Annotated in this window: 11 protein-coding genes and 2 tRNA genes; 8 read left to right on the top strand and 5 right to left on the bottom strand. The window is 50.6% G+C overall.

Translation table 11 applies throughout. From position 1 onward, the window contains the following. Positions 1 to 2: 2 nt before the first annotated feature. The 4 genes from L0M99_RS07520 (at position 3) to L0M99_RS09945 (ending at position 6,486) form a co-directional block, all read left to right on the top strand. On the top strand, positions 3 to 686 hold the full coding sequence (locus L0M99_RS07520; protein ID WP_238128260.1) for a response regulator transcription factor: 684 nt from the start codon (positions 3 to 5) through the stop codon (positions 684 to 686). Between the two features lie 366 nt (positions 687 to 1,052). Further along, the gene (gene gyrB / locus L0M99_RS07515; protein WP_024059569.1) at positions 1,053 to 3,077 is read left to right on the top strand and encodes a DNA topoisomerase (ATP-hydrolyzing) subunit B; all 2,025 of its coding nucleotides are present in this window, start codon (positions 1,053 to 1,055) and stop codon (positions 3,075 to 3,077) included. Between the two features lie 14 nt (positions 3,078 to 3,091). Further along, positions 3,092 to 5,761, top strand: coding sequence for a DNA gyrase subunit A (gene gyrA / locus L0M99_RS07510; RefSeq protein WP_238128259.1), 2,670 nt, complete (start codon positions 3,092 to 3,094; stop codon positions 5,759 to 5,761). A gap of 14 nt (positions 5,762 to 5,775) precedes the next feature. Further along, positions 5,776 to 6,486 carry a DUF3566 domain-containing protein gene (locus tag L0M99_RS09945; protein WP_024059567.1) on the top strand — a complete coding sequence of 237 codons (711 nt, stop codon included), beginning with the start codon at positions 5,776 to 5,778 and terminating at the stop codon, positions 6,484 to 6,486. Here L0M99_RS09945 and L0M99_RS07500 read toward each other — a convergent pair. Beyond that, positions 6,445 to 6,606 carry a hypothetical protein gene (locus L0M99_RS07500; RefSeq protein WP_238128258.1) on the bottom strand — a complete coding sequence of 54 codons (162 nt, stop codon included), beginning with the start codon at positions 6,604 to 6,606 and terminating at the stop codon, positions 6,445 to 6,447. The genes L0M99_RS09945 and L0M99_RS07500 overlap by 42 nt on opposite strands. A gap of 3 nt (positions 6,607 to 6,609) precedes the next feature. Between L0M99_RS07500 and L0M99_RS07495 the strand changes: the two genes are divergently transcribed. The 4 genes from L0M99_RS07495 to L0M99_RS07480 all read left to right on the top strand — a co-directional run bounded on the left by L0M99_RS07495 (position 6,610) and on the right by L0M99_RS07480 (position 9,224). After that, positions 6,610 to 6,683 (top strand) — tRNA-Ile (locus L0M99_RS07495). Between the two features lie 166 nt (positions 6,684 to 6,849). Further along, a tRNA-Ala gene (locus tag L0M99_RS07490) sits at positions 6,850 to 6,922 on the top strand. Between the two features lie 255 nt (positions 6,923 to 7,177). After that, positions 7,178 to 8,479, top strand: a complete 1,302-nt coding sequence (locus tag L0M99_RS07485; protein WP_238128257.1) for an RNA-binding domain-containing protein — start codon at positions 7,178 to 7,180, stop codon at positions 8,477 to 8,479. Between the two features lie 79 nt (positions 8,480 to 8,558). Next, positions 8,559 to 9,224, top strand: a complete 666-nt coding sequence (locus tag L0M99_RS07480; protein WP_238128256.1) for a phosphoribulokinase — start codon at positions 8,559 to 8,561, stop codon at positions 9,222 to 9,224. A gap of 150 nt (positions 9,225 to 9,374) precedes the next feature. Here L0M99_RS07480 and L0M99_RS07475 read toward each other — a convergent pair whose 3' ends face one another. The 4 genes from L0M99_RS07475 to L0M99_RS07460 are packed head-to-tail and all read right to left on the bottom strand — an operon-like array spanning position 9,375 to position 13,360. Beyond that, on the bottom strand, positions 9,375 to 10,154 hold the full coding sequence (locus L0M99_RS07475) for an ABC transporter ATP-binding protein (RefSeq protein WP_071129087.1): 780 nt from the start codon (positions 10,152 to 10,154) through the stop codon (positions 9,375 to 9,377). A 4-nt stretch (positions 10,155 to 10,158) separates the two neighbouring features. Beyond that, positions 10,159 to 11,148 carry an ABC transporter substrate-binding protein gene (locus L0M99_RS07470; RefSeq protein ID WP_024059983.1) on the bottom strand — a complete coding sequence of 330 codons (990 nt, stop codon included), beginning with the start codon at positions 11,146 to 11,148 and terminating at the stop codon, positions 10,159 to 10,161. 14 nt (positions 11,149 to 11,162) lie between these two features. After that, positions 11,163 to 12,185 (bottom strand): FecCD family ABC transporter permease, encoded by a 1,023-nt coding sequence (locus L0M99_RS07465; protein ID WP_238128255.1) that lies wholly within the window; start codon positions 12,183 to 12,185, stop codon positions 11,163 to 11,165. Beyond that, entirely contained in the window at positions 12,179 to 13,360 is a 1,182-nt protein-coding gene (locus tag L0M99_RS07460; protein WP_238128254.1) for a prolyl oligopeptidase family serine peptidase, read from the bottom strand. The genes L0M99_RS07465 and L0M99_RS07460 overlap by 7 nt, the downstream gene beginning before the upstream one ends. Between the last annotated feature and the right edge of the window lie 225 nt (positions 13,361 to 13,585).

Here is a 13,585-nt window from a genome sequence, read left to right as displayed (position 1 = left end):
AAATGACCACCATATTAGTAGTGGAGGACGAGGAAGCCTACCGCAAACCTCTAGAGTATTCCCTCAAACGGGAAGGTTATGAAGTTATTGGGGTAGAAGACGGTGATCAGGCGCTTTCAGCGGTGAAAGGCAACAGTATAGATCTAATTTTGCTAGATTTGATGCTCCCGGGAATCCCCGGTACGGAAGTTTGCCGCCAGGTACGCGAGAACTACGACACCCCCATCATTATGGTTACCGCGAAAGATGATGTGGTCGATGTGGTTATCGGTTTGGAGCTGGGCGCGGACGACTATGTAACTAAGCCCTATCGATTCCGCGAACTTTTGGCTCGAATTACTGCGGTACTGCGCCGTACCCAAGAGCTACCGGAACTAGGCAACGTTTTAGAGGTCGGCCCGGTAACCATGGATGTTGACCGCCACGAAGTGCGGGTACATGGCGAACTTAAAGAGCTACCGCTACGCGAGTTTGAACTGCTGGAATATTTCTTACGCAACCCCGAACGGGTACTTACTCGCGGACAGGTTATGGATCGGGTGTGGGGCGAAAACTGGTTCGGTGACCCCAAGACTCTAGACGTACATGTTAAACGACTGCGTTCTAAGATTGAGGACGACCCGCACTCACCGAAGATTATCGTGACGGTGCGCGGGCTCGGCTACCGGATCATGGATCCGAAATAGTACCTATTTAGTTTTGGAACTTTGCGGATTTGTTCTGCGAGTTTCACCCGCTTTTTCCAATCGTTATCCGCGTTTTTCCCAAGCGGTACCCCGGTATTTTTCTACAATGCCGGGCTAATGCCCATCCCTGTCCGTCTCCCTTGCCCGCCCTCGGAAAAAATTTGCGCCTGACGCACCGAAAGCAAAAAAGTGACTTTCCCCCGAAAAGTGGGGTGAGGCCGTAAAATGTGGGTTCTTGAGGCTTTCACGGTACAATAGAGCTAGTGAGCGCCGGATTTTCGGCGTGAATGCCCTGGGGCAGACGGTGCCCAACGGCTGGAAATATCCGGCTCGGGGCCAGCGAACTAGATCAAGGAGATCCAGCAGGTGGCTGATCTGGGTGACCAACAAGTCCAGCACGAATACGGCGCGGACGACATCACAGTTTTAGAGGGGCTAGAGGCAGTACGTAAGCGTCCCGGCATGTATATCGGTTCAACCGGGGAGCGCGGTCTGCACCACTTGGTGTACGAGGTAGTCGATAACTCGGTTGATGAAGCCTTGGCCGGCTATTGTGACCATATTGAGGTCGCCCTTCAGGCCGATGGCGGGGTGCGGGTTAGTGATAACGGCCGCGGAATCCCGGTAGATATGCATCCCACCGAAAAACGCCCCACGGTCGAAGTGGTAATGACTATTCTGCATGCGGGCGGCAAGTTCGGTTCGGGCGGTTACGCAGTCTCCGGCGGTCTGCACGGGGTTGGCGTATCAGTAGTAAACGCGCTTTCAACCCGGATGGATACCGTGGTGAAACGGCAAGGCTACGCCTGGCGGCAGTCTTTCGGTAACGGGGGGCATCCCCTCACCGAATTACAACGCGGCGAAGAAACCGAAGAAACCGGCACGCAACAAACTTTCTACCCAGACCCGGAAATCTTTGAGACCACTACTTTTAGTTTCGAGATTTTGCGGCAACGCTTCCAGCAGATGGCCTTCCTGAACAAGGGGCTACGCATCACCCTAACCGATGAACGCCCCGAGGCTACCGATGCTGGCGATCTGGTTACTGGCGATGTGCAAGGCACCGCGGATGATCCGGTTCCCGGTTTCCGCCAAGTTTCGTTTATGTACGAGAATGGTCTGCGCGACTATGTAGAGTTCATCAACCACTCCAAGAAATCTGAGGTTATCAACCCTGACATCATTGATTTTGAGTCGGTTAATGAAGACGCCTCGATCAGTCTAGAAATCGCCTTGCAATGGACCACCGCTTATTCCGAGTCCGTGCATACTTACGCGAACACTATTAACACCACCGAGGGCGGCACCCACGAGGAAGGTTTCCGCTCCGCCCTCACCAGCTTGATGAATAAATATGCCCGCGATAAAGGCATCCTCAAAGACAAAGATCAAAACCTAACCGGTGATGATATTCGCGAAGGTTTAACCGCTGTAATCTCGGTGAAACTAACCGAGCCCCAGTTCGAGGGGCAGACGAAAACCAAACTGGGAAACACCGAGGCACGTACTTTCGTCCAGCAGCAGGTTTATTCCAAACTGGGTGACTGGTTAGACGCCCATCCCATGGACGCGAAAGCGATTCTGGTTAAAGCACAGCAGGCGGCCACCGCGCGGGTAGCAGCGCGTAAAGCCCGGGAAGCAACCCGGCGCAAATCCGCCCTCGAATCCGTCTCAATGCCCGGTAAGCTGCGGGATTGTTCTTCCCGCGATGCCTCCCAATGCGAAATCTACATTGTAGAGGGCGACTCGGCAGGTGGTTCGGCCGTGCAGGGGCGCGACCCGGCTCACCAGGCCATTTTGCCGATCCGCGGCAAAATCCTCAACGTAGAAAAAGCGCGGCTAGATCGCGCCCTCTCCAGTCAAGAAATTCAGTCTTTGATTACTGCTTTCGGTACCGGCATTGGGGAAGACTTCGATATCTCCAAGCTGCGCTATAACGCCATCGTGATTATGGCAGACGCGGACGTGGACGGTCAGCATATCGCTACTTTGCTGCTGACTTTGCTGTTCCGCTATATGCGTCCCCTGATTGAAAAAGGGCACGTGTTTATCGCTTGCCCTCCGCTTTACCGCTTGAAATGGTCAAATGCTCCCCACCAGTTTGTGTTCTCCGATCGCCAACGCGACGAATATTTAGAGGACGGCAAAGCTGATGGTAAACGCCTTCCGAAAGAGGGCGGGGTGCAGCGTTATAAGGGGCTCGGAGAAATGAATCCCCAGGAACTGTGGGAAACCACTATGAACCCCGAAGACCGGATGCTTAAACAGGTGACCTTATCCGAGGCTGCCAGCGCAGATGAAGTTTTTTCGATGCTAATGGGTGAGGACGTCGAGTCGCGGCGAGCTTTCATTCAACGCAATGCCACTGACGTACGATTCTTGGATATTTAAGGGACAGGCAAAACATGAGCGATATAGACAACCAGGATCAAAACCAGCAAGCAGACTCCCCGGAAAAGAATCAGCATACCGGCGCAGCTTTCGGAGGCGGGGACAGCATTTCCTCAGACGCCCTCGAAAATAATAATTCCGGTCTTTTCCAGGCTAAAGGTCATATTAACCAGGTTGACCTAGAAACCGAGATGCAGCGCTCCTACCTGGATTATGCAATGAGCGTGATCGTAGGGCGCGCCCTGCCCGAGGTGCGGGACGGTCTCAAGCCGGTACACCGGCGGATTCTGTATGCCATGTATGACGGTGGCTACCGCCCCAACGCCGGGTTCTCCAAATGTATGCGCGTAGTCGGCGACGTGATGGGGCACTTCCACCCCCACGGTGACGCCGCGGTTTACGACGCCTTGGCACGCCTGGTGCAGCCCTGGTCAATGCGTTACCCGATGGTGGCTGGTCAAGGTAACTTTGGTTCCCCAGGGAACCTAGGGCCGGCAGCTCCGCGTTATACGGAATGTAAAATGGCGCCTTTGTCGATGGAAATGGTGCGCGACATCGATGAAGACACTGTCGATTTCATGGACAACTATGACGGACGCACCCAAGAACCCACGGTTTTGCCTTCCCGCCTGCCCTACCTGCTGCTTAACGGGTCAGAGGGAATCGCAGTGGGGATGGCTACCCGGATTCCGCCCCACAATATGCGGGAAGTCGCTGACGGGGTGCAATGGGCCTTAGCGCACCCGGAGGCTTCGCGTGAAGAACTAATGGAAGCCCTGATCGAACGGATTAAGGGGCCAGATTTCCCCACGGGCGCCACTATTTTGGGACGGAAAGGGATTGAACAGGCATACCGTACCGGTCGCGGCTCTATCGTACAGCGAGCAATCGTAAACGTAGAGGAAATCAATTCTCGGGTTTGCCTGGTAGTTACCGAACTTCCCTACCAGGTCAATCCGGACAATCTGGCTGCAAAAATCGCCGGACTGGTGAAAGATGGGCAGATCGAGGGCATCGCAGATATTCGCGATGAATCCTCGGATCGTTCCGGACAGCGCCTGGTGATTGTGCTCAAGCGGGACGCGGTTCCCAAGGTGGTTTTGAACAACCTCTATAAGCGTACCCAGTTGCAGGATTCCTTCCCCGCCAATATGTTGGCGCTGGTAGATGGGGTTCCGCGGACGCTTTCTATCGATGGGTTTATCTCTAACTGGATTAATCACCAGCTAGAAGTAATCGTGCGTCGCACCAATTTCCGCCTCAAGCGCGCGCAGGATCGCCTCCATATTTTGCAAGGCTACCTGATGGCGCTGGACGCGCTGGATGCGGTGATTGCTACTATTCGCCAATCACCAACAGTTGATGAGGCACGCACCGCCCTTATGGAACTATTGGGGGTGGACGAAGTCCAAGCGGATGCCATCTTGGCTTTGCAGCTGCGCCGCCTGGCCGCCCTCGAACGGCAAAAGATTCTGGATGAACATACCGAGTTGGAGGCACGGGTAAAGGATCTACAAGATATTTTGGCTCGTCCGGAACGGCAGCGGGGCATTATTTCCACCGAGCTGGGCGAGATTGTCGATAAATACGGCGATGAGCGGCGCACCAAGATAATGCCGTTCGCCGGGGAAATGTCGATGGAAGACCTGATTGAAGAACAAGACGTGGTGGTCACTATTACCCGTTCGGGGTATGTCAAACGCACCCGTCTGGATCAATACCGCAGCCAAAAACGTGGCGGCAAGGGCATTAAGGGAGCGCAGCTGCGTGAAGATGACGTGGTGGATCACTTCTTTACCACCACTACTCATCACTGGTTGGCGTTCTTTACTAATAAGGGCCGGGTTTATCGGGCGAAAGCTTACGAACTTCCCGAGGGAGGACGCGACTCCAAGGGGCAGCACGTAGCTAACCTTTTAGCGTTCCAGCCGGAAGAAAAAATCGCCCAGGTTCTGACGTTCAGCTCCTATGACGAGGCCGAGTATTTGGCGCTGGCTACCCGTTCAGGGCTAGTGAAAAAGACCCGGTTTACCGAATATGATTCCAATCGTACCGGGGGTTTGATTGCGATTAACCTGCGGGAAATGGAAGATGGTGCCCCTGACGAGGTGGTTTCTGCCGAACTGGTTAACGGTGACGATGAGCTATTGCTGGTTTCGCACCGCGGACAATCCCTGCGGTTCCTAGCTAGTGATGAAGCTTTGCGTCCTACTGGGCGCGCCACCTCCGGGGTGCGGGGAATGAAGTTCCGCGAAGGGGATCACCTGTTGGCGATGACAGTTATTCGCCCCGATAGTGACCTTTTGGTGGTGACCGAGGGTGGATACGCGAAACGCACTTCGGTAGAGGAATACCGGGTACAAGGTCGCGGCGGCCTCGGGATCAAGGTAGCGAACCTGGTGGCTGAGCGGGGCGGCCTAGTGGGCGCCTTGATTGTTAATGACGATGATGAAGTCATGGTGATTATGCATTCTGGTAAGGTGCAGCGCTCTCGCGTGGATGAGGTTCCTCGCACGGGACGTAACACCCAGGGAGTAATTTTCACTCGTCCGGCCCCGGGGGATGCGGTTTTGGCTGTGGCGTTAAATAATGAGAAATCAGAAGATGATGAATCGTCAGAGGCTACGGATGAGGATCTCGATCAAGAAGTGGCCGCGTTAGAAACCGAAACAACTGAGCTTTAGTGAGAGGCTGACCAATGACAACTGATGGCAAAGATCAAGATAAGGCTCGCTCAGAGCAAAGCGTTGATGATGTTTCGCGGGAGAGCGAAGCCTCTACTATTAGCGAAGATAATAGCGCCGACCAGTCTTCGCAGAATGAAATACCGCAAGCTGCTGACCCGCAAACTAATAGTGGGGACAGCCAGGTGAAAAAGGCCGGAAAATCGCCTCAGGCAGCGGGCAAAAAGACCGCTGGTAAGTCTGCTTCTAAGGGAGGTAGCAGCTCTGCGATTCCACAGGTTCCGGAAGTGTCTTCTTCTGCAGACAAGGCGGGACAGACCGAGGCCGCGGCTGCGTCCTCGGCAAAGAAGATTGGCGAATATCAGCCGCGTCAAATCTCGTTGGTGGTATCCCGGATTGATCCCTGGTCGGTGATGAAGGTGTCCTTCCTGTTATCGGTGGCGCTCGGGATCGCCATGGTGCTGGCAGGATTGTTGGTCTGGCTGCTGCTAAATTCGATGAGCGTGTTTAGTTCGGTGGAAAACTTTATTAACGATATTGATCCCACTGGTTCGATTGCGTCGATTATTGATTATTTGCGCTTGCCGCGGGTAATGGCGATGAGCACTATTATCGCAGTCTCGAACGTGATCTTAATGACCGCGTTTTCAACGGTGGGGGCGCTTATCTATAACTTGGTGACATCATTGGTTGGTGGGATCAGGCTGGCGCTGACCGACGAGTAGCAGCACCGTATTCTTCGCTGGCTGTGGGATCTCGAGGGTGGCGTGACGGAACGCACCTAGGACGGGTTTGAAAGCCGGGTTAGGAATGTTGTAATCTGCAATGGTGTTCGCGATGGACACGATGGGCCTATAGCTCAGTTGGTTAGAGCGCAGTCCTGATAAGACTGAGGTCGCTGGTTCGAGCCCAGCTAGGCCCACTGCAAGGGAAGTTTGTTCCAGCAATCGGCCAGGTAGGTAGATTTGAAAAAGACTTTCAAACTGTTGTTTATCGGGGTGTTTTTCGCCTGGCTGGCGAATGCGGCAAATGACCTTCGCAATGATCCGGGAGTATGGAAGTACCTGTAGGGGGTTTCCTGCTCTAAAGGGGCTATAGCGCAGCTGGTAGCGCATCTGCTTTGCAAGCAGAGGGTCGCGGGTTCGAGTCCCGCTAGCTCCACTAAAATGTTGAAGCCCCAGGTTTATCCTGGGGCTTCAACATTTTATGAGCTTAGGGACGAGAACCCGCGAGGGCTGGCGCGGGGAGGTAGCGAACGCGGGTTGAGCGTTCGCCCGCGCCAGTGGTTTTCGGGTTAATACCCAAAATATGGATTCGTACCCTCTTCTTGTTTTTCTAATCACTACACGAATACAAATCAACAAGAATGACTAGTATAACTATAATGGTGATTAAGAAAACTACAGGAGGTGCCTTATGGCATTTAGTGAGAGCGAAACTATCGAACTCAAGTCTTCGGTTGTTGCGGACCTTTGTAAAGAGGTGGTTGCCTTTGCTAACACCAAAGGCGGCACTCTTTACATTGGTGTTGAGGACAATGGTACGGTGATTGGTGTAGATAGTACCGACCGTGTTGCCTTGCAAATTAATAACATGGTTCGGGATTCCATCAAACCTGATATTACGATGTTTGTCCACTATGAGACACAGGTGATAGATGATAAACGAATTATTGCCGTGACCGTTCAGGAGGGTACAGACCGTCCTTATTATCTGGGCAGCAAGGGATTAAAGCCCAGTGGCGTGTATGTCCGCAATGGTACATCTACAGATCCTGCCTCTGATACCGCCATCCGAAAAATGATTAAAGAAACCGATGGTGACAGTTTTGAAACCATGCGCTCTTTGGAACAGAATTTGTCATTCCAGGCAGCTGAAGCACAGTTTGCCAAGAGGAAGGTTCCCTATGATGCTGCTAAGATGCAGACTTTGGGAATGGTTTCCTCGGACGGCGTTTACTCCAATGTAGCGTTGCTTCTGTCCGAACAATGTCCGAATACCATCAAGGCTGCAACCTTTGCCGGTGTTGATCAGAGCACATTCCAAGATAGACGTGAGTTTACTGGTTCGCTGTTTCAGCAGATGGAGGATTTGTATGCCTATCTCGATCTGCACAATCAAACCAAGGCCACATTTGAGGGACTATACCGAACTGATACCAGAGATTATCCAGAGGACGCTCTGAGAGAAACATTGATGAATTCTCTGGTGCATAGAGATTACTCTTTTAGTGCCAGCACCCTTGTCAGTATCTATGATGATCGAATCGAATTTGTATCCGTGGGCGGTTTGCCTGCCGGAATCACTTTGGATGACATTATGCTCGGACTTTCCGTTTGCAGAAATCCGAAATTAGCAGCTATCTTCTATCGCTTAAAGCTGATTGAAGCTTACGGAACCGGTATGCCCAAAATCATGAAAGCATACGCAGGCACGGGGTTAGAGCCTAAAATTGAAGTAACAAACAATGCTTTCAAAATTACACTTCCCAATAGAAATGCCGTTAAGACAATGGCTACCATGTCTAACGAACGCAAATCCAATGAAGAAAAAATTCTGGATCTGATTGACAAAAACGGCTATGTAGTACGTAGCGATGTGGATCAACTGTTGGATGTCAGCCAAACAACGGCCAGCCGTATTCTAAAACGCATGATTACAGACGGCTTGATCTATCAGGACGGAAGAGGCAGAAAAACAAAGTACAGAAAAGGTTAACCGTTTGCAACGAATGGCTCATAACTTTTTCTATGTCAGTAAAATCAATGGAGTAAAATTCCTTTTAGGAGGGTTTTGAGTGAAGTTTTATGAATTTGGATGCCTGGAATATCTTGCGCGAGATCTATGCCACCAGTTGCGTCCCGGTCGCAGTATTGTCGGTATCGCTGGCGCTCCTGGTGCTGGAAAATCCACGTTAGCGCAGAAACTTGCTGATTATTTGACGGATGTTCTAAACATTCATAGTGCATATCTGCCTATGGATGGTTTTCATTTTTCAAATGAGGTATTGCGGCAAAAGCAGCTACTAGATCGTAAAGGCGCTCCGGAAACCTTTGATGTAAATGGATACCTTAATGTATTGCAACGGTTACGGGAAATAGTAGACTACCCTCTTTTCGTCCCTACCTATTCCCGCAGGCTACACGAGCCGATTGCTGCTGCTATCGAAATAAAACCAGACACTCAGGTTATTGTTACTGAAGGGAACTATTTGGCCTTCCAAAATGGCGATTGGGCAAATGTTAAGAAAATGCTAGATATCCTATGGTATTTGGATACTGATGTTTCATTACTTAAAGATAGGCTCATTGAAAGGCAAATGGCTGCAGGATACTCCCGAAAGCGCGCGGTCAAATGGTTCAACGAAGTTGATTCACCCAATATCGATATCGTTGAAACAACCAAGCCCGAGTCCGATGCCCTCATCAGAATACTTTTCGATATTTCGGTAGAAAACAGCTAGTTTACTTCCAGCCGCTTCCTCGCGGGCAGCGCGTTTTAATCCCAGCCTATCGCCCTTAAACCAACAATGAAGTCTTGCCCTTTGTAACTCTAACAGGCGTGTTTTCCTGGTTACAGTACACCGTTAGAGCCTGCGATATTAGCTCACCTGTCAGGTAGTGGATGGCAATGGTTTGAAAATAAATTGTTTGACGTTTCCGTCTTGGACTTCTTTGGCGCTTACGCCATAAACATCGTGGATGAGTTCAGGAGTGAGAATATCGTCCGGGACACCTTGAGTGTGTACCCGACCATTTTTAAGAATAATTGCCTGGTCGCAGTAGCGGGTTACCAGGTTAAGATCATGCAAGATTATGACAGCGGTGTCGCTAACATTCTTGATGATACTAAGAATTTGATGTTGGTATTTGATATCTAGATGATTTGTGGGTTCATCTAGCAGGATACATTTACATTGTTGGGCGAGGGCGCGGGCAATAAGAACCCGTTGACGCTCCCCACCGGAAAGCGTATCCACATAGCGCTCTTGCGCATAGCTCATACCAACAGCGGCAAGAGCCTCTTGACAGATTTTACGATCAGCTGCGCTATATCCTTGAATATCCTTACGATGTGGGGATCGTCCCAGAAGAACAATATCGAGTACGCGGGTTCTTTCCATGTCGTGCTCGAATTGGGAAACCACTGCGATACGTCGGGCAACTTGACCGGGGCGCATTTGGTCTAAAGGCTGCCCACTGAGGAGGATTCTCCCCTCCGATAGTTTTTGTGCAGCGAACATAGCCCTCATGAGGGTAGTTTTCCCGGAACCATTAGGGCCGGCGATACCTAAAATTTTACCTTGAGGTACCTCGAAGGAGACCCTGTCAAGAACTTTGGTGTCACCGAAATGGACGCTAGCTTTGTCTATCGTGAGGGGAGAATCATTCATCCGTTTACTTTCCTAGTTTCTTGAGCTGATCAGCCAGTTCAAATGTTCCATAAATCGCGGTGGGGGAAGCATAGGCTACTGCGGATTCCGCGTAGATAATGTTGCCATTTTTAACCGCTTTCATGTCCTTGAAGCCAGGAATCTTTTCAAGTCGTTGCATTGAACTTTCTTTGGTGGCACCCCCCATTCCGGTGAGCAAGATGATTACATCGGGGTCTGATTTAACAAATGCTTCTGGCGCAATGGGACCTTGGTGCGGATGATAGTTCGGGTCGATAGCACTAACAAGGTTGAGGGTCTTATTTATTTCCCCCATGACCCCTTTGTTTCCGTAACTAAATAGGTCGGCATCTTCTCCGTAGTAGTAGGCGTAGGAAACTTTGCGGTCTTTACCGATTTTCTCATTACTAATCTGCTCTAGCTTCTCTTTAAGTTCCTTGACGGTGGCATCCGCTTTTTCGGAGGTGCCCATGATCTTGCCTAGCTGAGTAATCTCCGCCAAAGTAGTATCGAACGATTCATCGGATTTTTGATCCGGATAGAAGTAGTTGCACTCGGTAGCATCTACAACGGCAGGGATTCCCTTTTCTGCTACAGCTTTCGGAGCGGTAGTTTCGGAACTGAATCCGCCACCATAAGCAAGATCAGGTTTCAGCTTCATGAGTGCTTCCATAGAAATGGATTCCGTTGACAGCACTTTGATTCCGTCTGCTTTTTTACCTATCCAGGAGGGCGGTTCTTCACCCCATTCATTGGCGCGACCAACAATGGATTTTTCTGCTCCGGCAGCAAATAGGTACGCCAAACCGGTAACTCCCATCGAAACAACTTTCTTAGGATGGGTAGTAAACTTCGTTTCCACCCCACAGTTCTTTACGGTAAGGGGTTCGTCAGCAGCAGCGTTAGAAGAATCCTTTGTCCCGGAGCAGCCAGTGAGGGCGGCGACCGCAAGGCATGCGCCCAACGCGCCAGCCACAATTCGTTTCTTGATCATTCTTTTCTTCCTTTCTATTTGGAATATTTCTTGATGAGAGCCATTAGCATAGGGGCTCCTACCAGGGCTGTTAGTATTCCGATAGGTAGTTCCGCTGGTCTGATAGCCACGCGGGTACAGGTGTCGGCAATGACGACAAGCAGTCCGCCTCCCAGGGCAGAGATAGGTAACGCAGCTCGAGTGGTCGAACCTACCAGTTGTTTCGCAGCATGAGGAACGACTAGGCCCACGAATCCGATGGCACCGGTAAGGGAGACAAGCACCGCTATAGTGAGCGCCACTATGAGAAATAGGAGGTTTCGATAGAGGCGGGGACTAGTACCCAGTGAGATTGCGGCATCGTCTCCCAGGTTAAGGATGTCAACCCGTCTTCCCCAGATGGTGAAGCAAATTAATGCAATAGTTACCACGCTGCCTGCGATAATGACGTCATGCCAGGTGGCGTTAGATATTGATCCGAGCATCCAAAACATTACCGATTTGGTTCCAGCCGCGTTTTTAGCCATCAGAGTTATCAAGCTGGTTACTGCCGAGAAAAAGTAAGTTACCGCCATACCTGCAAAAATGATGCGTGTCGGAGTGATTTTTCCTCCGGCAGAAGCTAGCAGGGTAACGAGTAGGATGGAGGTTATTGCTCCCAGGAAGGCACCGAAAGTGATTCCCAATGCAGATAAGATATTGCTGGTTGTTCCGAAAACTATGACTGCTGCTGCGCCGGTGGAAGCCCCGGAGGAAATACCTAGAATATAGGGATCGCCCAACGGGTTGCGCAGTAACGACTGAGTTATCAGGCCGCATATACCCAAGCCGGCACCTACGATTGCTCCCAGAACAGCGCGGGGGAATCTGACCTCCCCAATAATCTGAGTATCAACATCAAGTGCAGCAGTTCTTCTCAGCGTGGCATTGATGCCCTCAAGTGCGGTCGATAGTGAAATATCAGTAGCTCCCACAATGACAGCCACTATCAACGAGCAAGCTAGCGTTATCGCTAAAACGATTGCCAGAATTAGGCGTTGCTTTCTATTCGTTAACATGGTGAACCTGTTGCTTCCGGTTTTGTTTCAGATGCTTTTTGGCTGAGATAGCTCCACAGTCTGCGTTCGTGGGCTATCCTCTCGCTGGGATCAAATGCCCCTTCATGTCCGCCTTTGCTGGAATAACGCCAGTACGTTACTTCCCCTCCCAAATTTTTCACCCGTTCGACTAGGGAATCTGCATGAGAAATAGTGGTGACTGCATCGTGACAGTAGCCAATAATGAGCCAAGATGTGGTGCATAAACTTCGGGGTGTGGCTTCACAGGCTAGGGGATCTTCTTCTTTCATAAAGTTATCCCAATCAGAGGTTTGAGGATCCCCGTACTCGTCTAACCATTGACGACCTAAGGTTGTTTCCGGCAGGCCTTTAGTGCTGCTGATCGGGACGCGGCATATTACTTGGGATACGAGTTCTGGGTGGGAGATAGTGGTAATCGCTGCCAGCAATGCTCCATGAGACATACCGTGTACAAATGTAGTCTCGGGGGTACAAATATCTTGACGATGCAATTCACGAATAGAGGAGGCTATATCCTCCCTGACTTTGCGTCTTCCTGCTTTAACCCCGGCTTGATGCCAAGCTTTCCCGAATTCAGCGCCTCCTCGGGAGTGAATAACGGCAACGCTGTAACCAAGGGTTAACCATTTTGAATAAATGTCTGGACTATAGAAACTGTGATTGTTCCTCCCGAATCCCCCGTAAATGAATACGATTGTCGGCTGTTTTTCCGCTAACGTTCCGAAGCAGTCTATAGGGATTCGGGTTCCGTCCTCACTATGAGCCCAAATTTGTCTGCAGGTAAATGTGTTGGCGTTTTCGGAGGTGTCATTCTTGACGAAAGTTAGTTCTCCAGTTTTCCGATCAAGGCGGTAAAGGCGGGGAGCATTAATAAAGGAGGAGCCTTGTAAATAGAGCTCCTGGTCGAGTACTTTTATCGGTTTAATGTGTTGTCCTAGAGGGAATGATTTTCCAGATTTGTGGGTGATGACATCAAAAGTTTTGGTGTCATAAACCAGAGTTTCGCAAGCATCTTGGTAACCGCCATATACCGGGTTAGATCCAGAGGTTTTCCACTGTGGATAGAAGACACTGCCTTCGGGTAACCGGATCTCACCACGCACTTTGATAATGTTTTCGCACTTAGGCGGGGATAGTTGCGATATCTGGTTCACCTAACCTCCTTCATTTGTTCCGTAGTTTTATTTCCCTCTTGTGTAAAAGACGAAACCATGTAAACTGTGTTTAGGTTAGCATAACCTAAGTAACAAGTTAAAGACTAGCCTCTGAAGTTGCTATCGCTTGAAAGGAGGGGAAATGAACACACTCGAAATCGTAGAGATTGAGGAAGTGAACACCGACAAAATCACTGTTCCTCACTGCCATCACGGTGCCACGCA

The sequence above is a fragment of the Varibaculum cambriense genome (assembly GCF_022133705.1).
GTDB lineage: Bacteria > Actinomycetota > Actinomycetes > Actinomycetales > Actinomycetaceae > Varibaculum > Varibaculum cambriense_A.
This window is presented reverse-complemented; position numbering and strand designations above follow the sequence as displayed.